The organism is Nonomuraea sp. NPDC005650 (assembly GCF_040605375.1).
Classification (GTDB): Bacteria; Actinomycetota; Actinomycetes; order Streptosporangiales; family Streptosporangiaceae; genus Nonomuraea.
Genome location: NZ_JBEXCR010000011.1, coordinates 111801 through 132790 on the forward strand (window position 1 = coordinate 111801; position 20990 = coordinate 132790).

Genomic DNA, 20990 nt, shown 5'->3' on the forward strand with positions numbered 1-20990 from the left:
TCAATCACGGCTGAGCAGCGCGGCCACCGCGACGGCGGTCAGGCTGAGCAGGACGACGCTGACGACCACGGTCGTGTGCAGGGCGTTCACGAAGGCCCATCGGGCGGCGTCGAGCAGGGCGCCGCCCGCACTGCCGCCCACCTCGTGCGCGACGTGCGCCGCGCCCGCGAGCGACTGCCTGGCCTTGTCCATGCCGCTCGCGGACACGCCGGGTACGGAGTGCAGGCCGGGGGCGTACACGACGGCGGTGATCGTGCCGAGCACGGCCACGCCCAGACCGGCGCCCAGTTCGTACGCGGTCTCCTCGATGGCCGCGGCACCGCCCGCCTGGGACTCGGACGCCGCGGACATGATCGTGTCGGAGGCGGCCAGCAGCGCCACCTGGACCCCGAACCCGATGCCCACGAAACAGATCGCCAGCATGACGGGATGATTCTCGACGCCCCAGGACAGCGTGGGGGTCAAGGAGAGCGCGACGAGCCCGAGCCCGCCGCTCATAGTGGTTCGCATGCCGATTCTCGGCAGGATGTGAGCGGCAGCGAGCCCTCCGGAGATGGCCGAGATCACCAGCGGCAACATCCGGACCGCCGCGCGCAGCGGGCTGTCGCCGAGCACGAGCTGCAGGTATTGGGCGAGCATGAGCTGCAGGCCCACCAGCGCGAACACGCCGAGCAGCACGCCGGCCACCCCGGTCGCGAACTCGCGCCGCCGGAACAGCCCGACCTCCAGCAGCGGCTGGCTCAGCCGGGTCTGGCGGCGTACGAACACGCCAAGGAGCCCCAGACCGGCCAGGAACACCAGCACCGACGCCCACAGCGGCAACAGGCTGCCCGCGCCCGCCTCCTTCAGCCCGAACGCCAGCGCCAGGATGCCGACCACCGACAGCGCCGCGCTCACGCCGTCCCATGCCCGGTCCTTGCGGCCCCGTGAGTCCGGCAGCAGGCGGATGGCGGCGGGGATCAGGGCCAGCAGGATCGGCACGTTGATGAGGAAGACGGCGCCCCACCAGATGCCGACGAGCACGCCGCCGACGAGCGGCCCGACCGCCGCGCCGGCCGCCGCGACCGCGCTCCAGACGCCCAGCGCGATGGCGCGCTCGCGCCTGTCGGTGAAGATCTGGCGGATCAGGGACAGCGTGGCCGGCATGATCATGGCCCCGCCGATGCCGAGCAGCGCCCTGGCCAGGATCAGGGTCAGCGGGGTCGGGGCGAACGCGGCCCCGAACGAGGCCAGGCCGAACAGCACGTAGCCGAGCAGGACCAGCCGTTTGCGCCCGAACCGGTCGCCGAGCGTGCCGAACATGATCAGCAGCGGCGCGACCACCAGCGAATAGATGTCGATGATCCACAGCAGTTGCACCGCGGACGGCTCCAGCGCGGCCGTGAGCGCGGGCACCGCGATGTGCAGGACGGTCGCGTCGACGGTGATCAGCAGCAGGCTCACGCAGAGCAGCACAAGAATGGACCAGCGGCGGTCCCCGTGCTCCCGATCGGCAGTCCGTACGAGGGGTGCGGCCTGTGTGACGGTCATGGGCCTCCTTGCAGGCCGATCCGTTGACAGGGCCCGCACATGCTCTTTGGTCGGTGGCGAGAGCCTGGCTCGACGCTCGCTCCTTCCGAGCTCATCCGCCTCGACTCCTAGCGCTCCGGCTTGCGTCGCAGCTTAGGGCATGTCCAGCACTTGTCATAGCAGTATCGACTGATCCACAGATCGCCCGGTACCTCTCTAGAGAGATACAGCCATATGTCGACATCTATCCAACATTGGCCCTCGACCCGATCATGGAGACCGTGGGGGCCGACCAAAGTGACAGAAAAGGCGATTTTTCCGACCGATCCTCACGTGAATGGTGTGACGAGGCCCTCGACAGGCTGAACGCCGGCCGCCCCGAGTCCGCGCTCGACGCCGCCCGCCGCGCGGTCGACCTGGATCCGGGCGCGGAATGGGCGTACCGGCTCATCAGCCTCGCCCACGAACGGCTGGGCCGCGACGCCGACGCGCTGCCCGCCGCCGAACGGGCCGTGGAGCTGGCCCGCGGCTCCTGGCCGGCCCGCCTGCGCCTGGCCGCGATCCTGCGCCGCTCCCCCGGCCGCTGGCAGGTGACGCTGGAACACGCCACGCTGGCCGGGAAGTTCGCGCCGGAGCAGGCCGACCCCGGGGTCATGCTGGGCGACCTGGCCCTGCTGGGCGGCGACCACGCCGACGCCGAGCGGTCGTACCGGGCCGCGCTCGCCATCGACCCCGCACACCCCCAGGCCCGCGCGAACCTCGGCCTGTCCCTGCTGCGCTGGGACCGGCCCCGCCCGCACCACGATCCGTCCTGGCCGGTCGACCCGCGCGAGACGGGCAGGGCCAGGCGGGCGCTGGAGGTCTGGTCCCGCCAGGCCCGCCTCCTGGTCGCGCTCGCCACGCTCGCGATCGCCGGGGCCGCGCTCCTCCTCGACTGGGGCGTCCAGGCCCAGCTCGGCGGCTTCGCCGTGCTGGTGCTGCTGGTGCCGCTCACGGTCAGGCAGGCGCGGCGGGTGGGCCTGTGGCCGTACGTGCCCCCGATGCTCTGCAGGGATCCCTGGCTCGGCGCGGCGGTGGTGTCGGCGGTCGTGTCGGTGGTGTCGTTCGCCGCCTGGCTGCTGCTGGGGGCGGTGCCGTCCGTGCCGCCCGCGCTGTACCCGGTCTGGGCGGGGCTGGCCGGCATCGTGGTGCTGGCCTGGCCCGCGCTGGCCGCCGTACGGGCACTGGCGGAGGCGTGGCGCGGCCGCCCGCTCCTCGCGCTGGCCGAGACCGTGCGCGCCAGGGAGGCCCGGGAGCACATCCACGCGGCGCAGGCCGGCCGCACCGCCCGCAGGAACGCCGGCGTGATCCTCTGGATCCTGCTCGGCAGGACCTGGTCCGTGCTGGTCCCGCTGGTGGGCGGGGCGCTCGCGGTGGAGCCCAGGGCCGCCGTCGCCGCCCTGGCGGTGCCCTACCCCATGGTGCGCGGCTACCTGCGCGCCCGCCACCGCGACGACCGGTGGCTGCCCACCGCGACCGCGCTCGTCGTCCTGGCCGCGGCCGCCTGCGCGGCGGGCGGCCTGCTGCGGGCCTGGCAGGTGGAGCCTGCGGCGACGTGGGCGTGGCGGGTCGGGCTGGGCGCGCTCGCGGCGGTGGCGGTCGTGTTCGGGGCGCGGGCGGCACGCGCCTGGTGGCGGGGCGGGCCGGGCCCTTGGCGGGCCTCCCTGATCATGTGCGATCTGCCCATGGGCGCCGAGCCGTCCGTCGCGCTGAGCCCGGAGGTGCGCCAGACCTTCTCGTACGCCCGCAGCATCGTCCTGTCCTACGCCGACTCCCTCGGCCCCCGGGTCGCCGGTGCGGTGGCGTCCGTCACCTCGTCGGGCGAGCTGCGCGTGATCACGGAGCTGAACGCGTGGGACGCCGTCGAGACCGACCCCAGGGTGGCGGTGTTCGCGGCGGACCCGCTGCAGCGGCGGTTCTGGGTGGAGGTACGCGGGATCGCCCTGCCCGACTCCGACGTCCTGCGCGTCACCCCCAAACAGGTGCTCGTCGGCGAATTCCCTGGGCGGCATCAGCGGAGCTAGCTAGAATCTTGTTCTATGCGGACCCTGCGCACGCCGGACGAGCGCTTCGCCGACCTGCCCGACTTCCCGTACGAGCCCCGCTACGCCGACGTCCCCGACGGCCTGCGGATGGCGTACGTCGAGGCGGGTCCAGCCGACGGCGAGCCCGTGGTGCTCCTGCACGGCGAGCCGAGCTGGTCCTTCCTCTACCGGCACGTCATGCCCGAGCTGGCCGCGGCCGGGCTGCGCGCGATCGCGGTGGACCTTGTCGGGTTCGGCCGCTCGGACAAGCCCGCCGACCAGGCCGAGCACACCTACGCCAGGCACGTCGAGTGGACCCGCGCCCTACTGCTCGACGCCCTCGGGCTGAGCGGCCTCACCGTCGTCGGCCAGGACTGGGGCGGCCTGATCGGGCTGCGGATCGCCGCCGAGCACCCCGGGAGCGTCGCCAGGATCGTGGCCGCCAACACGGGCTTGCCCACGGGTGACATTCCCATGCCCGACGTGTGGCACCGGTTCAGGAACGCCGTGCTCAAGGCCCCGGCGCTGGACATCGCCCGGCTCGTCCAGGCCGGCTGCAAGACGGAGCTGACGGCGGAGGTCCGGGCGGCCTACGACGCGCCGTTCCCCGACGAGTCGTACAAAGCGGGCCCCCGCGTCATGCCGAGCCTCGTCCCGATCACGCCCGGCGACCCCGCCGCGCCCGCCAACCGCGCTGCCTGGCAGGTTCTCACGACACTCGACCGGCCTTTCCTGGTGGCGTTCTCCGACGGAGATCCGATCACCGGTGGCATGGCGCCGATCCTGCTCAAGTCGATCTCCGGCACGTCCGGCCTGCGGCATCCCGTAGTCAAGGGCGCCGGGCACTTCCTCCAGGAGGACGCGGGGGCCGAACTCGGGCGGCAGATCGCCGCTTTCGTGACCTCCACCTAGCGTGTCAGGAGCGCCCAATCGTCGGTCCGGTGCGGTATAACCGGGGGCGGACCGGGGAGGCGTGATGCGGGAGTCCGGCAGGGCCCAGGCCGCGGGGCGGGCCACGGCGCGGGATCTGTTCGAGAAGGTTCGGCTGCGTTATTACCAGATTCCCCCGGCCGTGCGCCGGGTCCTCTACGTGGTGGCGCTGGTCGCCGTCATGGGCCTGGGGGCGGCGCTCGGGTGGAATCTGCTCAACACCTTCCCCCTCGTCCTGCTGGGGCTCGCGTTCGTCGCGCTGACCATGCGCTTCCCCCGCGCCGCCGCCACCGCGCTGGTGGTCGCGGGCTGGGTCGTGCTGACGCTGCCCGCCTTCTCCGGGCTGTTCCCGCCGGGCTCCGGCACGGTGCACCTGATGGTCGCGCTGGCCCTGCCGGTCGCCGCCGCCGCCCACCTCATCCGCTGGGTGGCCCCGTGGGCGACCACGCTGCTGGCGCTCGCGCCCGCCGGCGTGCTCGCCGCGCCGCTCTCGTTCGTCTCCGCGAACGTGGCGGTCTGGGTGGCCTACGCGGTGGCCGCCGCGGTGCTGGTCTACCGGTTCCTGCTGGCCCGCAAGGTCAGGGCGGAGAGCGCCGCGGCCGAGGAGCAGCAGGTACGCGTCAGGGCCCGCGAGGGCAGGCCCGAGTCCCATCAGGACAAGTCGGGCGGCCCGCCGCAGATCTCCGTCGAGGACGCGCTCAGCGAGCTGGAGAGCATGGTCGGCCTGGCCCCCGTCAAGGAGCAGGTGCGCTCGATCGCCGCCTCCATCGAGGCGTCCCGGCTGCGCGCCGAGGCCGGCTACACCACCGAGCGGCCCACCAGGCACTTCGTCTTCGTCGGCCCGCCCGGCACCGGCAAGACCAGCGTGGCCCGCGCACTCGCCAAGATCTTCTACGCGTTCGGCCTGCTGGAGACCCCCTACGTGGTCGAGGCGCAGCGGGCCGACCTGGTGGGCGAGTTCCTGGGCGCGACCGCGATCAAGACCAACGAGCTGGTCGACCGGGCCCTGGGCGGCGTGCTCTTCATCGACGAGGCGTACGGGCTGGTCAACTCCTCCGACGGCCAGCCCGACAGGTTCGGCGCCGAGGCCGTGCAGACCCTGCTCAAGCGCGCCGAGGACGACCGCGAGCGGCTGATCATCATCCTGGCCGGCTACGAGCAGGAGATGGGCTCGTTCCTGTCCAGCAATCCCGGGCTGGCCAGCCGGTTCGCCACCCGCGTGCGCTTCCCCGGCTACTCCCCCGCCGAGCTGGTCGAGGTCACCGAGCTGCTCCAGCGGCGCAGGGGAGACACGATGGCCGCCGAGAGCAGGCCGGTGCTGCTCGGCCTGTTCGAGGACGTGCACCGGCGCGGCCTGGTCGACGAGCTGGGCAACGCCAGGTTCGCGCGCAGCCTGGTCGAGGCCGCCGCGCAGGCCCGCGACGTGCGCGTGGTGGGCGCGGGCGGCACCCCGACCACCGAGGACCTGGTGACCACGACCACGCCCGACGTGACCAAGGCGTTCGACGAGCTGACCGCCCGCTTCCGCGGCTACGTCGCCACGCCCACCCTGGAGGAGGCGCTGGCCGACCTCGACGGGATGGCCGGCCTGGCGCCGGTCAAGCGGCAGGTCCACGCCATCGCGGCCCAGCTGCAGGTGGCGCGCATGCGGCAGGAGCGCGGGCTGCCCACGCCGCCGCAGATGCGGCACTTCGTCTTCGTCGGCCCGCCCGGCACCGGCAAGACCACGGTCGCCCGGGTCGTCGGCCGCATCTTCGCCGCGCTCGGCCTGCTGGCCAGGCCCGACGTGGTCGAGGCGCACCGCGCCGACCTGGTCGGCCAGCACCTCGGCGCCACCGCGATCAAGACCAACGAGCTGGTCGACCGGGCCCTGGGCGGCGTGCTCTTCATCGACGAGGCCTACAGCCTGGTCAACCCCGGCTACCAGGGCGGCGACGCCTTCGGCGCCGAGGCCGTGCAGACGCTGCTCAAGCGGGCCGAGGACGACCGCGACCGGCTCGTCATCGTGCTGGCCGGCTACGAGCGCGAGATGGACGCGTTCCTGACCACCAACCCCGGCCTGTCCAGCCGGTTCAACCAGCGCGTGGCCTTCCCCAGCTACGCGCCGCAGGAGCTGTCCGAGATCGCGGTGCTGCTGGCGGAGAAGGCCGGCGACACCTTCGACGAGGAGGCGCTGCGCGACCTCGACGACGTGTTCGCCTGGGTGTGCGAGGAGCGGCTGATCGACGGGCTCGGCAACGGCCGGTTCGCCAGGTCGCTGTTCGAGCGCGCCGCCATGCGCCGCGACGTGCGGCTGGCCGCCCACGCCTCGCGCGGCGGGTCCGCCAGCTCGGCCGACCTGACGACGATCACGAGCGAGGATGTCCGCACCGCTGTGGACGAACTTTCCGGACGTTGACCATCTTCGGCGGTTCCCTGCGCGCGAGCCATCACATGGTGTAGCAATATAACTACGTGCGGTGCGCGTCGGAGGGGGAGCGCGATGGCGGGGTTTCTGGCCCGCAGGCTGCTCAACTACGCCGTGCTGGTCGTAGTGGCTGCCAGCCTCGCCTACCTACTGGCGGCCATGGCTCTCAATCCTCGTTCCAACTACGCGGACCGCACGCCGAAACCGCCGCCCGCCGTGGTGGACGCGCAACTGACCGCGCTCAACCTCAACGACAAGACGCCGCTGATGGAGCGCTACGCCACCTGGGCGGGCGGGGTGCTGCGCGGCGACTTCGGCAAGTCCGTCGCGGGCGCCCCGGTCAACGAGGATCTCAAACGGCGCATGGGCGTGACGTTCCGGCTGGTCGTGCTGGGGATGGTGTTCGGGAGCCTGTTCGGGGTGCTGGTGGGCGCCTTCGCGGCGGTCCGGCAGTACGGCTGGTTCGACCGGCTCTCGACCGCCCTGTCCTTCGTGGTGCTGGCCGTGCCGGTGGTCGTGCTGGCCAACATGCTGATCCTGGCCGCCGCCTGGGCCAACGAGCGCATCTTCGGCAGCTCGGTCTTCCTCGTCAGCGGCGAGTACACCGACGGGCTCGAGGCCGGGTTCTGGGGGCACGTGGTCGACCGGCTGCAGCACCTGATCCTGCCGACGATCTCGCTGTCGGTGGGGCTCGTGGCGGTCTTCAGCCGCTACCAGCGCAACATGATGCTCGACGTGCGGGGCGCCGACTTCGTCCGCACCGCCCTGGCCAAGGGGCTGAGCAGGCGCCAGGCGCTCACCAGGCACGCGCTGCGGACCGCGCTCATCCCGGTGGTGACCTACTTCGCGTTCACGTTCGGGGCGCTGCTGACGGGGGCGACGTTCACCGAGAAGATCTTCGGCTGGCACGGGCTGGGCGAGCAGCTGATCAACTCCATCTTCACCAACGACGTCAACACCGTCGCCGCCATCTCCCTCCTGGCCGCCGTCGCCGTGCTGTGCGCCTCGCTGGCCTCCGACCTGCTGCACGCGGCGCTCGACCCGAGAGTGCGGGCGTGATGACGCTTTCCGACGAGGAGCTGGCCGAGGAGCTGGCCGACGGCGCGCCGGCCACGGCGCCGTCCAGGCTGCGGGTGGTGGCCGGGCGGTTCTTCGCCTCCCCGCAGGGGCGGATCGGGTTCGCGGTGATGGCTTTGATGTTCCTGCTGGCGTTCGCGGGGCCGATCTTCTCCCCGTGGACGTACACCGACAAGGACTTCACCGCGTTCATGCAGCCGCCGTCGGCCAACCACTGGTTCGGAACGCTCCAAACGGGGGCGGACGTCTACGCGGTCACGCTGCGCGGCATGCAGAAGTCGCTGGTCGTGGGGCTGCTCGCGGCCCTGATCTCCACGGCGCTGTCCGCCGTGGTGGGCGCGTTCGGGGGCTACTTCCTGGGGTGGACGGACCGGACCCTGAGCTGGGTGACCGACCTGCTGCTCGTGCTGCCCGGCTTCCTGATCCTGGCGATCATGTCGCCGCTGTTCGAGGCGGGGCAGTGGCCGCTGTTCGTGGTGATGCTGGCGCTGTTCCTGTGGATGGTGACCTCGAAGATCGTCAGGGGGATGACGATCTCGCTGAAGGAGCGGGAGTTCATCCAGGCCGCCCGCTACATGGGCGTCTCCCCCGTACGGATCATCTTCCGGCACGTGATCCCCAACCTGTCCTCGCTGCTGATCGTCGACGCCACGCTCAACGTCAGCAGCGCGATCCTCACCGAGACCTCGCTGTCGTACTTCGGGTTCGGCATCCAGCCGCCCGACGTGTCGTTCGGGACGCTCATCGCCGATGGGTCCAGGACGGCGGTCTACGCGCCGTGGACGTTCTGGTTCGTGGCGGGGCTGCTGGTGGTCACCGTGCTCGCGGTCAACCTCATCGGCGACGCGCTGCGTGACGCGTTCGACCCCTCCTCGGCGCGGCGGGGGCGGCGATGAGCCCGGTGCTCAAGGTCACCGACCTCAACGTGTCGTTCGGCGGCGTGCCGGCCGTCCGCGGGGTGAGCTACGACGTGGAGCCCGGCGAGGTCCTGGGCATCGTCGGCGAGTCGGGGTCGGGCAAGTCGGTCACCTCGGCGGCCGTCATGGGCCTGCTGCCACCGGGGGCGCGCGTCACCGGGTCGGTGCGGTTGCACGGCAAGGAGCTGATCGGGGCCCCCGAGCGGGAGCTGACGGCCTTCCGCGGCAAGACCATCTCGATGGTGTTCCAGGACCCGCTCTCCGCGCTCACCCCCGTCTACCGCGTCGGCGACCAGATCGCCGAGGCCGTGCGCGTGCACCAGCGGGTGAGCAAGGAGACGGCCCTGGTCAAGGCGGTCGAGCTGCTGGAGCTCGTGGGCATCCCGCGTCCGGCCGAGCGGGCGCTGGCCTTCCCGCACGAGTTCTCCGGCGGCATGCGGCAGCGCGTGGTGATCGCCATGGCCATCGCGAACGACCCCGACGTGATCATCTGCGACGAGCCGACCACCGCGCTCGACGTCACCATCCAGGCGCAGGTGCTGGAGGTGCTGAAGACGGCGCAGCGGAAGACCGGCGCCGCGATCATCATGATCACGCATGATCTGGGCGTCGTGGCCGGGTTCGCCGACCGGGTGCTGGTCATGTACGCCGGGCGGCCCGTCGAGATCGGCGACGTGGACGACATCTACTACGGGATGCGGATGCCGTACACGGTGGGGCTGCTCGGCTCGATCCCGCGCGTGGACCGGGGCGCGCGGCAGCCGCTGGTGCCCATCGAGGGCAGCCCGCCCTCCCCCGAGGCGCTGCCGCCGGGGTGCCCGTTCGCGCCGCGCTGCCCGATGAAGATCGACGCCTGCGACGAGGGTGAGCCGCCGCTGCTCGACGTGGGGGCGGGGCACCGCGCGGCCTGCATCCGCTGGCAGGAGGTACGGCCCCGCGAGCCCGTCCTCGTCCCCGTCGAGCCGGGGCGGCGCGAGCGCGGCGAGCGCGGCGAGCGCGGCGAGCGCGGCGAGCGCGGCGAGCGCGGCGAGCGCGGCGAGCGCGGCGAGCGCGGCGAGCGCGGCGAGCGCACGGTGCTGGAGGTGCACGGCCTGGTCAAGGAATATCCGCTGCTCAAGGGCGCGATCTTCAAGCGCAGGGTGGGCACGGTGCACGCGGTGGCCGGGGTCGGCTTCGACGTCCGGCAGGGCGAGACGCTGGGGCTGGTCGGCGAGTCGGGCAGCGGCAAGACGACCACACTGACGCAGATCCTGGAGCTGGCGGCGCCCCAGAGCGGGCGCATCGTGGTGCTCGGACACGACACCGCGCGGCTGAGCGGCTCCGATCGCAAGGCGATCCGGCGCGACATGCAGATCGTCTTCCAGGATCCGCTGGCCTCGCTCGACCCGCGCATGACGGTGCACGACATCCTGGCCGAGCCGCTGCGCACGCACGGGCAGCGCCGCCCAGGCCGGCGCATCGCCGAGCTGCTCGCCCTGGTCGGGCTGGACACCTCCCACGCGGCCCGCTACCCGCAGGACTTCTCGGGCGGCCAGCGGCAGCGCATCGGCATCGCCAGGGCGCTGGCCCTGGAGCCCCGGCTGCTGGTGCTGGACGAGCCGGTCTCCGCGCTGGACGTGTCGATCCAGGCCGGGGTGATCAACCTGCTCGGCTCGCTGAAGGCCCGGCTGGGTCTGTCCTACCTGTTCGTGGCGCACGACCTGGCGGTCGTACGGCACATCGCCGACCGGGTGGCGGTGATGTATCTCGGCAGGATCGCCGAGATCGGCCAGGTGGACACCGTGTTCGACGCCCCGGCGCATCCGTACACGCAGGCCCTGCTGTCGGCGATCCCGCTGCCCGATCCGGTACGCGAGCGCGCCCGGGAGCGGATCCTGCTCGAAGGCGACCTGCCCAGCCCGGCCAACCCTCCGACGGGCTGCCGATTCCGCACCAGGTGCCCGAAGTTCCGCGGCGAGCTCACCGACGAAGAACGCAGGCTCTGCGTGGACGTCGAGCCCGAGGTACGACCGCTGGGCGAGGACCAGGGAGCGGCCTGCCATTACGCCGAGAGGCGCGAAGTCGTCTAGACCTCGCTCAGACCGGGAGGAATTCGCTCTATGAAAGCATCACGTCTTGTCGTGGCCGTCGCCGTGACGGGCTTGCTGTGCCTGGCGGGCTGCGGCAGCGGCACGGGGAGCAGGCCGGGCCGGGAGAGCGGCGGGGACGAGCGTACGATCAGGGCCTACGACATCAACCCGCAGCCGCGCGACAAGGTCAAGGACGGCGGGACGCTGCGGTGGGGCATCAACGAGTTCCCCGCGCAGTGGAACAGGAACCACGTCGACGGCAACCTGGCCATGGCCGCCGTGGTCAGCAACGCGCTGCTGCCCGCGCCGTTCCATTCCGACGAGAAGGCGGACATCTCGGTCGACAAGGACTACGTGCTCGACGCCGAGGTGACCGAGCAGCGGCCCAAGCAGGTGGTCACGTACAAGCTGAACCCGAAGGCGAAGTGGTCCGACGGGAAGCCGATCACGTGGGCCGACTTCGAGGCCCAGTGGCACGCGCTGAACGGGCGCAACCCCGCCTTCCACATCGCCTCGCCCACCGGCTACCAGGACATCGAGAAGGTGGCCCGGGGGAAGGACGACTTCGAGGTGGTGGTGACGTTCGACAAGCCGTTCGGGGACTGGCAGGCGCTGTTCGGGCCGTTGCTGCCCGCCGCCACGAACCGGACGCCCGAGGCCTTCGACACCGCCTGGCTGAACAAGATCCCGGTGACGGCCGGGCCGTTCAAGTTCGGGGGGTTCGACCAGACGGCCAAGACGATCACGATCGTGCGGGACGACACGTGGTGGGGGAACCGGGCCAAGCTCGACAAGATCATCTATCGGTCGTCGGAGCAGGACTCGCTGATCTCGGCGTTCAGCAACGGGGAGCTCGACCTCATCGACGTGGGGCCGTCGGCGCCCGACTACGCGCGCGCGAAGGGCACGCCGGGGGCGCACGTGCGGCAGGCCGCAGGTCCCGATTTCCGGCATTTCACCTTTAACGGGTCCAGCGAGCTGCTCAAGGACCGCAACGTCCGGCAGGCCGTCCAGCTGGGCATCAGCCGCCAGGCCATCGCGCAGTCCGACCTCCAGGGCCTGGACTGGCCGATCGCCCTGCTGAACAACCACTTCTTCATGAACACGCAGGAGGGCTACCAGGACAACGCCGGGAAGCTCGGGGCGTACGACCCCGGTCAGGCACGACGGCTCCTGGACGCGGCCGGGTGGAAGCTGAACGGCTCGTTCAGGCAGAAGAACGGGAAGGTGCTCGACCTGCGGTTCGTGGTGCCGTCGGGGGTTCAGATCAGCAAGGCCGAGGGGGAGCTGGCGCAGACGATGCTCGCCCAGATCGGCGTGAAACTGACCATCCAGGCGGTGCCGAGCGACGACTTCTTCACCAAGTACGTCATCCCTGGCAACTTTGACATCACGCCGTTCGCGTACATCGGGACGCCTTTCCCGGTTTCCAGCAGTTTCGGGATTTATGCCAATTCCGCCGACGGCAAGACCTGGAACGCGAACTTCGGCCGTACCGGCTCGCCCGCCATCGACCAGGCCATGAACCGCGCCGCCCAGAGCCTCGACCCGGTCCGGGCCCGCGCGGCGGCCAACGAGGCGGACGCGCTGATCTGGCAGGAGGTCAACGTCCTGCCGCTCTACCAGCGCCCGCAGAACGTCGCCGTCCGCCAGACGCTGGCGAACGTGGGGGCGCGCGGCTTCTACGACCTCCGCTACGAGGACATCGGCTTCACCGGCTGACCCACCGGCAACCTCACCGATCGGCCCGACCGCCAGTTCCACCGGCGGCCGGGCCGATCGGCGCTCGGGCCCATCCCCGCTCGGGCCGAGCGCCGCTGGGGCCGCTGAGTGCTCGGGCGCCACGGCACCACCGCGCCCCGACGCCCACGGCACCTGGTGCCACGGCGCCGCCGGATCCCATGACCACCCAGCCGCCACCCCCGACACCTCAGCCCAGCATTACCGTCGTGGTGACGTGTGGGGATGGGGCGGCCTCGGGGCTCTCGGTGGCGTGGGAAGTGTCGGCGGCAGGGTGTAGAAGGGACGCGTGACTACCGCCAAGCTGACCTGGCCGCAGATCCTCGCGTGGCGCCTGCGCAGACAGTTCGTGAGCGAGCCGGACGCGCCCGATCCCGTGGCGGTGGCCCGGCGGCTGTGCGGCGTCCAGGCGCAGGTCGCCTCCTCGGCCCAGCTCGCGGTGGCGGTCCGGAGCGACAAGCCCGACCCCGCCGCGATCGACCGGGCCCTGTGGAGCGACCGCACGCTGGCCAAGACGTGGATCATGCGCGGCACCCTCCACCTCGTCCCCTCCGACGGGCTGGCCGACTACTGCGCGGCTCTGGGCACGTTGCGCTTCTGGGAGAAGGGCTCATGGCAGCGCGGCCACGGTGTCACCGCCGACGAGATCGCAGCGATCATCGACGCCGTCCCCCGCGCCCTGCCCGGCGGGGCGCAATCGGGCGGACCGGCGGCGCTGACCAGGGAAGAGCTCGTCGATGCCGTCGTGACCGTGACCGGGGACGATCATCTGCGGGAGGCGCTCACGTCCGGTTGGGGCGCCCTGCTCAAGCCGCTTAGCCGCCTGGGCGAGCTCTGCTACGGCCCGCCCCGTGACGGCAGGGTCACCTTCACCTCCCCGCGCGCCTGGTTCTCAGGGTGGCCCGCCACCCTGCCGCCGTACGAGGAGGCAGGCGTACGGGTGGCCCGCGCGTTCCTGGGCGCGCATGGGCCGGCGACGCCGGAGATGTTCGACAGGTGGCTGTTCGGCGGGGTGGCGAAGAAGACGGTGCTGAAGGGATGGTTCCGCGACCTGGCGCCCGAGCTGACCGAGGTCGAGACCGACGGCCAGACGCTGCTGACCTTGACCGAGCACCTCGACGACCTCGCCGCCACCAGCCCGTCGACCGAGGTCCACCTGTTGCCGGGCTTCGACCAGTACATCCTGGGCGCGCCACGCGACCTCGCCCCGCTGATCCCGCCGCCCCTGAAGCCCAAGGTGAGCCGCCAGGCGGGGTGGATCTCCCCCGTGGTCGTCCATGAGGGGCGGGTCGCGGGCGTCTGGGAGGCCAAGAACGGCCACATCACCGTCGATCTCGCCACCCCGGTCCCGCCAGGCCCCCTTGAGGAGGCCATCACCCGCACTCGCACCTTGCTCCCCTGACCCCGGACGCGCCCTGCCCGGCGGGTCTGGGCGATGCCATCAGCACGTGCCACCACGCCCTCCCCCGGAGTGCCTTCTCCCGGGGGAGCCCCACGGCGACCCCGCTCCCCCGAGGCGAGCCACCCAGCCCCTGGGAGAGCAACCCCGCTCAAGGACGAGCGGCCCCCAGCGGAGACGAGTCACCCACGCCCCCGGAGAACCGCCCGCGACGCGTCGCCCCTCTCGGGGACGGGCCACCCCCAACCGAGGGCACCCTCCCCGCAGCGGGCCGCGTCCGACGGCCCGGGCCCGACGGCGGGTCGGGGCCCAGGCGGTGGGATGGGCAGGAACCCAGATTGCAGGTCAGGTGGTGGCCATGATGCGATCGACGATGCCCTTGGTGCCTTCCGCGCGGGCACAATGCGCGCAGCAGTACCAGTGCTCGCCCGACTGCACCCCATGCCCGATGACCTTGGTGCCGCAGTGCTCGCAGATGGGTGCCATCCCCTCGATCGCGCACTGGAAGCAGTCGAAGGTGTGCACCGCACCCTGCGCATGCACCTCGAACGCCATGTCGTAGTCGTTCCCGCAGGTCTCGCAAACAGCCATGGTGATCCCCCTCTTCAGTCCAATCGCCGGGGGGATACCCGCTTCTATAGCCCTTCTTCCTCAAAGAACCGCCAATTTCAACAAACATCCCCCTCAATCGGTCAGACCCGACGGCTGACCGCGAAGCGGGCCACCAGCGGCAGACCCAGGAGGCCGAGGAGGGCCAGCGCGGCGGGCAGGCCGAGCCATCCGCTCAGGGCGGCCACGAGCAGCGGACTGATCACGAAACCCGTGTACGAGATCGTCGAGACCCCCCACACCAGCGTCCCGCTCGGGTCGTCGGCGGCGGCGCGGCTGAGGAGGGCGGGCACCAGCGGGCCCAGTGCCAGCCCGGTCACCGCGAAGCCCGCCATCGAGGCGGGCACGCTGCCGCCCAGGCCCGCCAGGGCGATGCCCGCGCCGCCACCCACCCCCGCCACCAGGTACAACACCCTCAGCGGCACCCGAGGCAGCGCCTGCGCGACCAGGCGTCCGGCCGTCAGCGCCGCCATGTAGACCGAGGGCGCGGCACTCGACACCAGGGGCGTGGCCTCCAGGTGCTCCTCCAGCAGCAGCACCGACCACTGCTCGACCGAGTTCTCGATGACCAGTACGCAGGCCGCCAGCACCCCCACCACGATCACGGCACCCCACAGCCCGCGCTTGTCCGAGCCGGTTGGCGAGGCAGCCGTTCCCTCGCCTGAGGGCAGCGCCGGCACGGTGAAAGACGCGGCGATCACGATCAGGGCGATGATCACAAGGACCGTGCCGACGCTCAGGCCCTGGGACCGGGCCAGGCCGGTGGCGGGGGACGCCGCTATGACCGCGACCGGGAAGGCCGCGTGCACCGGCTGGAAGAGGCGGCGGCCGGTCTCGCGCTCGGCGCGCCCCGTGGCCAGGTTCAGCGCGATGTCGAGCGCCCCGCTGGTCGCCCCCACGAGCAGCAGCGACAGCGCGAGCTGCCAGGGCGTGTCCACCAGCCCGATCCCGGCCACGCTGAGCCCGAACAACGCCGTCGTCGCCATCAGCGCGGTTCGTTCGCGACCGCGTACCAGCCGCCCGGTCAGCGCCATCGCGGGCAGGGCCCCCACGGGTACGGCGCTCAGCGCCAGCCCGAGGTCACCCGCCGAGAGGCCCAGCTCCAGCTTGATGGCAGGCAGGAGGGCCGACCATGAGCCCCAGAACACGGCCCAGGCCGCACACACCGCGATCAGCGGCATTTACCACAACCCCTTGAATTTCGGTCAAGTGACAGTAAAGATCGACGATGTCCTTATTACCCCTGCCGAAGGGAAGCTCGTGCTCACCCGAACGGTCATCGCGACCGCCTTGGTCGCGGCCGGGATCATCGCCATCCCATCCGCCGCGTCCGCCGCCACGGCCCGTTACACCCCCGAGCGCATCTGCGGCCCCGGCTTCCACCGCGTCAAGGACGGCCACCGGGCGATGAAGACCCGCGAAGGCGCGGTGTTCGGACATGTGTACCTGATGTACAACAAGCGGAGCGGCAAGAACTGCGTCGCCGCCATCAAGACCGCGTACACGGGCACCCGCACGGTCACCGGCGCCTCTCTGGAGGTCAGGGGCGGCGGCAGGACGGAAGACGTGCAGAAGTACCGCTTCTACGCCGAGACCGGCCACATCGACGGCAAGTGGAAGTGCGTGAAGTACGCCGGCTGGACCCGCGACCCGAACAACCGCGTCGAAGCCTGGGGCGGCCGCACGACCTGGGGCAACTGCAAGGGCTGAGGCCCCCGCCGGAGGGTGGGCCCTCAGCAGACGTTCTGGTACGGCACGCCGCCCAGGTACCGGGCCCACTCGCCGGGCGACAACGTGCGCCCGGCCCGCGCGCACACCTCCCGCGCGACCAGCTCGCTCCGCACGGGGATCGCGTGCAGGGCCTCGAACGTCCCGGCGTACAACGTGCTCCCGTCCGCGCTGAACGCCAGCGACGCCGGGCCGTCCAGCAACGGGTAGGACGCGCCGAGCCGGCGCCTGGCCTCGACGTCCCAGAGCTGGAGCACGCCCTTCTCCGTGAGGGAGGCCAGGAGCTTGCCGTCGGGTGAGAAGGCCAGCAGGGAGAGATCGTCGGCGGCCCGGGGCAGGGCGGGGCTCAGCCGGGTCGGCCCGTCCACCGACCACAGCTCGATCCGCCCGGTAACCGACTCGGTCACGGCCATGAGCCCGCTCCGGCTGAACTCGATCGCGGTCGTGGCCCCGAACCCGGCCCCCACGGGCTTTCCGGTCCGCAGGTCGACGAACCTGCCGCCTTGCTGTGACGCGTACGCCGTGCCGCCCGGCAGCAGCGGCCCGCCCCGATACCTGGTGTCGATCGAGCTCAGCAGGCGGCCGTCGGCGGCGTCGAGCACCACTTCCTTGGTCACCGGGTTCGTGGAGAACACGACGTTCATCGCCAGCCGCCGCCCGTCCTCGGTGAAGTGCACGTCGGCGGGGGTGCCCTCGGGCCCGGACACCCGCGCCGACCAGAGCTTCGCGAGGGTCCGCACGTCCCAGAGCGTGATCGTGCCGTCGAGGTCCGAGACGGCCAGTCTCGTTCCGTGGAAGTCTTCGGGTTCCTCGTCGTCCTTGTCGGTGAGCAGGCTGCCGGTCTCCTTGCCGGCTCGCACGTCCCAGACCCGAAGCCTCCTGCCGGACTGGAACACCGCCCACCGGCCGTCCCGGCTGAGGGAGACCGGGCCCGGCGCGGCCGTCCTGTGCGTACGGGGCCACAGGTCCAGGCTGACGACGGCGTCGTCCACGAGATACCGCAGCGTCCTGCCGTCGGGGTCGAAGGCGACGTCCGTCAGCTCGCCCTCGGCGCGGTAGTCGAGGATCACCCGCCGCGTGCTGAGCTCCCAGACCTGCACGTCCCTGCCGTGGAAGGCCGCGAGGTGGCGGCCGTCCGGGCTGAAGCGCAGGCTGCTCTCGGGTCCGCAGACCTCGCAGCTCAGCGTCTCGCCGAAGGCCCGGCCCGAGGCGACGTCGACGAGGGCGACGCCGATCCCGTTGCCGCAGGCGAGCGTCCTGCCGTCCTGGCTGAACGCCGCCAGGTCGTGATGTTCCACGCAGGCGCGGAAGGGCCGCTCCGCCCGCCAGCCCGGCAGCGAGAGCTGGTCGAAGCGCCCTCCCGGCAGCAGCAGGTGCTTGCCCGAGGGGTCCACGAGCGGACCGTTCACCCCCACCTCGCCGCGCTGTTCGAAGACTCCCTTCCCGAACCGCCTGCCGGTGGACACGTCGAGCAGGTGGGAGATCTCGTCGTGGGCGTACATCACCGTGAGCGTGGTCTCGTGCTCGCCGAACACGGCGGTGTAGACGTTCTCGAAGGCCGGGGGAATGCGCCGTTCGAGCAGTTTCCTGCCGGTCTTCAAGTCCCAGACGCCCAGCTCCTCCGTGGAGGTCACGGCCAGCAGCCGGCCGCTGCGGCTCAACGTGGGCGGACCCGTGATCGTCCCGTCGACCTTCATCTCCGGCCAGTTCGCCGTCAGCCTGCGGGTGCGCACGTCGTACACGTTGACGCCGTCCTCACTGGCGCTGACCAGCGTGCGGCCGTCGCGGCTGAGCCACCGCTCGGCCACGCCCTTGATCTGCGGCTCGCGGAAGACGGCCGTCTCCTGCTGCTGCAGTGAGCCGACCAGGCTGGAGCGGGCCTCCTGCTGTGCCGGTGCGACCCGCCAGGCCGCCACGCTGAGCAGCATCGCCAGGGACGGGTCGACGATACGCATCCGGTCGGCCTCGGCGGCCACCTGCTTGGCGGCGAGGATGTCGCGCTGGCGGGCGGTCTCCTGGCGCTGCAGGACCGCCAGCCCGCCGGCCGCCAGCGCCACCACGAGCAGCCCGGCCAGCGCGACCGTGGTCAGCGTCCTGCGTCTGGCCCGGCGCTTGGTCAGCTCGGTGCCGGCGCGCAGGAAGTCGCGTTCGAGTGGGGTCAGCGTGATATGGCGGCGCCCGGTGGCGGCCCAGCTCAGCGCCTGTTCCAGGCGGCTGCCCTGGAACGCGTCGGCGTCGCGCCGGCCGTTGTCCGACCAGTGGCGGGCCGCCGCGTTGACGGCGTTCAGCGTGGCCAGCCCGTCTCGGTCGGCGTCCACCCACCTGCGCAGCCTCGGCCAGGCCCGCAGCAGGCCGGGCCGCGACAGCGCCACCGAGCCGCCGCCGCCGCCGGCGATCACGTACGAGAACGCCGCCAGCACCCGCTCGACCGCCTCCGACTCGCGCTCGGAGCGCCCGCCGAACAGCTCCTCATGCGCGGCCGTCCGCCCCGCCTCGTGCCCGTCCTCGCCCACGGCGACCAGCCGCAGGAACACCTCGGCCGCGACCTCCCGCTCCTCGGGACCCAGCGACTCGTAGGCGTCCTCCGCGATCGTCCCGAGCGCGGGGTCGGCGTGGCCGGGATCGGGCACACCCCTGGCGGTGCGGCTGCCCGCCGTCAGCAGGCCCCTGATGTCGGAGCCGTTCCCGCTGACCAGGGCGAGCAGCAGGTCGCGGGCCGCGGGCCGGGCCGCCGGGTCCTTGCTGACGGCGGCTTCGACCAGCGCGGCCAGCCGAGGAGGCAGCGCGCTCAGGTCGGGCCGGTGCGAGAGCACCCGGTGCATGACGCTGCCCAGGTTCTCGGCGCCGAACGGGTCCTCCCCGGTCGCGGCGAACACCATGATCGCGCCCCACGCGAACACGTCGGCCGGGGCGCCCGCCCGTTGCCCCGTGAACACCTCGGGCGCCATGTACGCCGGCGTGCCCGACACCTCGCCGGTCTTGGTGAGCGACATGTCGATCGTGCGCGCGATGCCGAAGTCGATCACGCGTGGGCCGTCGGGACCGAGCAGCACGTTGTCCGGTTTGAGGTCGCGGTGCACGACCCCGGCGTCGTGGATCGCGGTCAGCGCCGTCGCCACCGCCGCGGCCAGCCGGTGCAGGTCGTCGCCGCCGAACCGCCGCCCGTCCCGCACGGCCGCCCCCAGGCTCGGCCCCGGCACGTACTCCGAGACCAGGTACGGCTTGCTCCCGTCCAGGTCGGTGGCCAGCACACGGGCCGTGCAGAACGACGACACCCGCCCCGCCGCCGTGGCCTCCTTGGCGAACCGGTCGCGGATCGCGCGGTCGCCGTTCGCGTGCAGTACCTTGATCGCCACCCGGTTGCCGTCGGCATCGTAGGCGTCGTACACGACCCCCTGCCCGCCCGAGCCCAGCCGCCCCGCCAGCCAGTACTCCCCGATGCGCTGGGGATCCCCCGCGCTCAGCGCCTCCATGGCGGGTTAGATGTGAATCTTTTCGCGGAAGTTGTCACAACTGGGCGGTTCATCCTGTCCTTCTGGCAAGAGAACTGAGGAGGCTCATATGACCCAGCGGATCAACGTCGCGCAGCAGGTCCCGCAGGCGTACCACCACTTCCTGGCCGTGGAGAAGCTGCTGCACGAGAGCGAGCTGCCGGTCGCCACCATCGAGCTGGTCAAGCTGCGCGCCAGCCAGATCAACGGCTGCGGCTACTGCGTGGACCTGCACAGCCGGGACATGAAGAAGTCCGGCGAGAGCGACGAGCGCCTCTGGTCGGTGGCCGCCTGGCGGGAGGCGACCGTCTACACGCCGGCCGAGCGGGCCGCGCTCGCGCTGGCGGAGGAGGCGACCAGGCTGGCCGACCGCGCCGCGGTGCCGGACGAGGTCTGGGAGGAGGCCGCGCGGCACTACAGCGAGAAGCAGCTGGGACTGCTCGTCGTGGCGCTGGCCATGATCAACGCGTGGAACCGCATCGGTGTCACGGCCCGGCTCACGCCCGGAGCATGACATTCGTAGAAATGCATTGAGAGAGCCGGTGGTGGCCGGTTAGGTTGGCGCGCATGGCGGGTGACAGAAGCCCGCCCTGCCGCCGCCGAGCGGCGGCAGTCGGAGCGGACAGGCGGGACGCGCTTCGAAAGGGGGAGGCCATGAAACGCGTCAGAGTCACGAAGTCGACGACCAAGCGGCGCACGAAGCCCACCACAGAGCCGGCGGCGGAGTCAGCCACAGAGCCGGCCGCGGACCTGGACCTGCGGACCCCGGCAGGCCGGATGCTCCCCTACTGACGTGCTCTCTTTACGCCGGATTTATCGGTCCTTCGATAGATAACATAGGTAACAAAGTCATCACGGGGGGCTCACGATGAAGAGGCTTGTGGTGGTGCCGCCACACATCGCCAGGCACAAGGTCCGCGAGATTTGTTCGGCCGACCGCCGCAAGCAGGCTGCCGACCCCAAGGTGGTCGACCTGCGGGCCTACACCGGCCGCAACGTCATCCGTTTCCCGGGCGGTCCGACCCCCGCCGCCTGAGAACACCGCCGCTCG

At 71.8% G+C, this 20990-nt stretch carries 16 protein-coding genes; 12 read left to right on the forward strand and 4 right to left on the reverse strand.

The features are described 5' to 3' along the window. Positions 1-1530 carry an MFS transporter gene (locus tag ABZS69_RS20400; protein ID WP_355374429.1) on the reverse strand — a complete coding sequence of 510 codons (1530 nt, stop codon included), beginning with the start codon at positions 1528-1530 and terminating at the stop codon, positions 1-3. Positions 1531-1790: 260 nt separating this feature from the next. On the opposite strand from ABZS69_RS20400, the gene ABZS69_RS20405 reads away from it, so the two are divergent. The 8 genes from ABZS69_RS20405 to ABZS69_RS20440 all read left to right on the forward strand — a co-directional run bounded on the left by ABZS69_RS20405 (position 1791) and on the right by ABZS69_RS20440 (position 14114). Beyond that, positions 1791-3572 (forward strand): tetratricopeptide repeat protein, encoded by a 1782-nt coding sequence (locus ABZS69_RS20405; protein ID WP_355374431.1) that lies wholly within the window; start codon positions 1791-1793, stop codon positions 3570-3572. Positions 3573-3587: 15 nt separating this feature from the next. Further along, positions 3588-4484 (forward strand): haloalkane dehalogenase, encoded by an 897-nt coding sequence (locus ABZS69_RS20410; protein ID WP_355374434.1) that lies wholly within the window; start codon positions 3588-3590, stop codon positions 4482-4484. Positions 4485-4548: 64 nt separating this feature from the next. Continuing rightward, positions 4549-6900, forward strand: a complete 2352-nt coding sequence (locus tag ABZS69_RS20415) for an AAA family ATPase (protein ID WP_355374436.1) — start codon at positions 4549-4551, stop codon at positions 6898-6900. 84 nt (positions 6901-6984) lie between these two features. After that, the gene (locus tag ABZS69_RS20420) at positions 6985-7968 is read left to right on the forward strand and encodes an ABC transporter permease (protein ID WP_355374439.1); all 984 of its coding nucleotides are present in this window, start codon (positions 6985-6987) and stop codon (positions 7966-7968) included. Then, positions 7968-8882 carry an ABC transporter permease gene (locus ABZS69_RS20425; protein ID WP_355374932.1) on the forward strand — a complete coding sequence of 305 codons (915 nt, stop codon included), beginning with the start codon at positions 7968-7970 and terminating at the stop codon, positions 8880-8882. Before ABZS69_RS20420 ends, ABZS69_RS20425 begins: the two co-directional genes overlap by 1 nt. Continuing rightward, positions 8879-10972 carry an ABC transporter ATP-binding protein gene (locus ABZS69_RS20430; RefSeq protein WP_355374442.1) on the forward strand — a complete coding sequence of 698 codons (2094 nt, stop codon included), beginning with the start codon at positions 8879-8881 and terminating at the stop codon, positions 10970-10972. The genes ABZS69_RS20425 and ABZS69_RS20430 overlap by 4 nt, the downstream gene beginning before the upstream one ends. A gap of 30 nt (positions 10973-11002) precedes the next feature. After that, positions 11003-12694, forward strand: a complete 1692-nt coding sequence (locus ABZS69_RS20435) for an ABC transporter family substrate-binding protein (RefSeq protein WP_355374445.1) — start codon at positions 11003-11005, stop codon at positions 12692-12694. Positions 12695-13001: 307 nt separating this feature from the next. Beyond that, on the forward strand, positions 13002-14114 hold the full coding sequence (locus ABZS69_RS20440) for a winged helix DNA-binding domain-containing protein (protein WP_355374447.1): 1113 nt from the start codon (positions 13002-13004) through the stop codon (positions 14112-14114). 342 nt (positions 14115-14456) lie between these two features. Here the strand turns inward: ABZS69_RS20440 and ABZS69_RS20445 are convergent, their stop codons facing one another. Next, the gene (locus ABZS69_RS20445) at positions 14457-14702 is read right to left on the reverse strand and encodes a hypothetical protein (RefSeq protein ID WP_355374450.1); all 246 of its coding nucleotides are present in this window, start codon (positions 14700-14702) and stop codon (positions 14457-14459) included. Between the two features lie 101 nt (positions 14703-14803). Continuing rightward, positions 14804-15901: an MFS transporter gene (locus tag ABZS69_RS20450; RefSeq protein WP_355374453.1), complete on the reverse strand. Its 1098-nt coding sequence runs from the start codon at positions 15899-15901 to the stop codon at positions 14804-14806. A 79-nt stretch (positions 15902-15980) separates the two neighbouring features. Between ABZS69_RS20450 and ABZS69_RS20455 the strand changes: the two genes are divergently transcribed. Continuing rightward, positions 15981-16430 carry a hypothetical protein gene (locus ABZS69_RS20455; RefSeq protein WP_355374455.1) on the forward strand — a complete coding sequence of 150 codons (450 nt, stop codon included), beginning with the start codon at positions 15981-15983 and terminating at the stop codon, positions 16428-16430. A 23-nt stretch (positions 16431-16453) separates the two neighbouring features. On the opposite strand, the gene ABZS69_RS20460 is transcribed toward ABZS69_RS20455, so the two are convergent. Further along, complete coding sequence (locus ABZS69_RS20460) at positions 16454-19921, reverse strand: protein kinase (protein ID WP_355374458.1); 3468 nt, start codon at positions 19919-19921, stop codon at positions 16454-16456. 88 nt (positions 19922-20009) lie between these two features. On the opposite strand from ABZS69_RS20460, the gene ABZS69_RS20465 reads away from it, so the two are divergent. The 3 genes from ABZS69_RS20465 (at position 20010) to ABZS69_RS20475 (ending at position 20975) form a co-directional block, all read left to right on the forward strand. After that, complete coding sequence (locus ABZS69_RS20465) at positions 20010-20453, forward strand: carboxymuconolactone decarboxylase family protein (protein WP_355374461.1); 444 nt, start codon at positions 20010-20012, stop codon at positions 20451-20453. A 140-nt stretch (positions 20454-20593) separates the two neighbouring features. Beyond that, on the forward strand, positions 20594-20731 hold the full coding sequence (locus ABZS69_RS20470; protein ID WP_355374464.1) for a hypothetical protein: 138 nt from the start codon (positions 20594-20596) through the stop codon (positions 20729-20731). A gap of 76 nt (positions 20732-20807) precedes the next feature. Beyond that, positions 20808-20975 carry a hypothetical protein gene (locus ABZS69_RS20475; protein ID WP_355374466.1) on the forward strand — a complete coding sequence of 56 codons (168 nt, stop codon included), beginning with the start codon at positions 20808-20810 and terminating at the stop codon, positions 20973-20975. Positions 20976-20990 lie beyond the last annotated feature (15 nt).

Bases quoted from the DNA above. Each gene is read 5' to 3' on its own strand.
- ABZS69_RS20400 (WP_355374429.1), bottom strand. From the start codon at position 1,530: ATGACCGTCACACAGGCCGCACCCCTCGTACGGACTGCCGATCGGGAG.
- ABZS69_RS20410 (WP_355374434.1), top strand. From the start codon at position 3,588: ATGCGGACCCTGCGCACGCCGGACGAGCGCTTCGCCGACCTGCCCGAC.
- ABZS69_RS20415 (WP_355374436.1), top strand. From the start codon at position 4,549: ATGCGGGAGTCCGGCAGGGCCCAGGCCGCGGGGCGGGCCACGGCGCGG.
- ABZS69_RS20420 (WP_355374439.1), top strand. From the start codon at position 6,985: ATGGCGGGGTTTCTGGCCCGCAGGCTGCTCAACTACGCCGTGCTGGTC.
- ABZS69_RS20425 (WP_355374932.1), top strand. From the start codon at position 7,968: ATGACGCTTTCCGACGAGGAGCTGGCCGAGGAGCTGGCCGACGGCGCG.
- ABZS69_RS20430 (WP_355374442.1), top strand. From the start codon at position 8,879: ATGAGCCCGGTGCTCAAGGTCACCGACCTCAACGTGTCGTTCGGCGGC.
- ABZS69_RS20435 (WP_355374445.1), top strand. From the start codon at position 11,003: ATGAAAGCATCACGTCTTGTCGTGGCCGTCGCCGTGACGGGCTTGCTG.
- ABZS69_RS20445 (WP_355374450.1), bottom strand. From the start codon at position 14,702: ATGGCTGTTTGCGAGACCTGCGGGAACGACTACGACATGGCGTTCGAG.
- ABZS69_RS20450 (WP_355374453.1), bottom strand. From the start codon at position 15,901: ATGCCGCTGATCGCGGTGTGTGCGGCCTGGGCCGTGTTCTGGGGCTCA.
- ABZS69_RS20460 (WP_355374458.1), bottom strand. From the start codon at position 19,921: ATGGAGGCGCTGAGCGCGGGGGATCCCCAGCGCATCGGGGAGTACTGG.
- ABZS69_RS20465 (WP_355374461.1), top strand. From the start codon at position 20,010: ATGACCCAGCGGATCAACGTCGCGCAGCAGGTCCCGCAGGCGTACCAC.
- ABZS69_RS20470 (WP_355374464.1), top strand. From the start codon at position 20,594: ATGAAACGCGTCAGAGTCACGAAGTCGACGACCAAGCGGCGCACGAAG.
- ABZS69_RS20475 (WP_355374466.1), top strand. From the start codon at position 20,808: ATGAAGAGGCTTGTGGTGGTGCCGCCACACATCGCCAGGCACAAGGTC.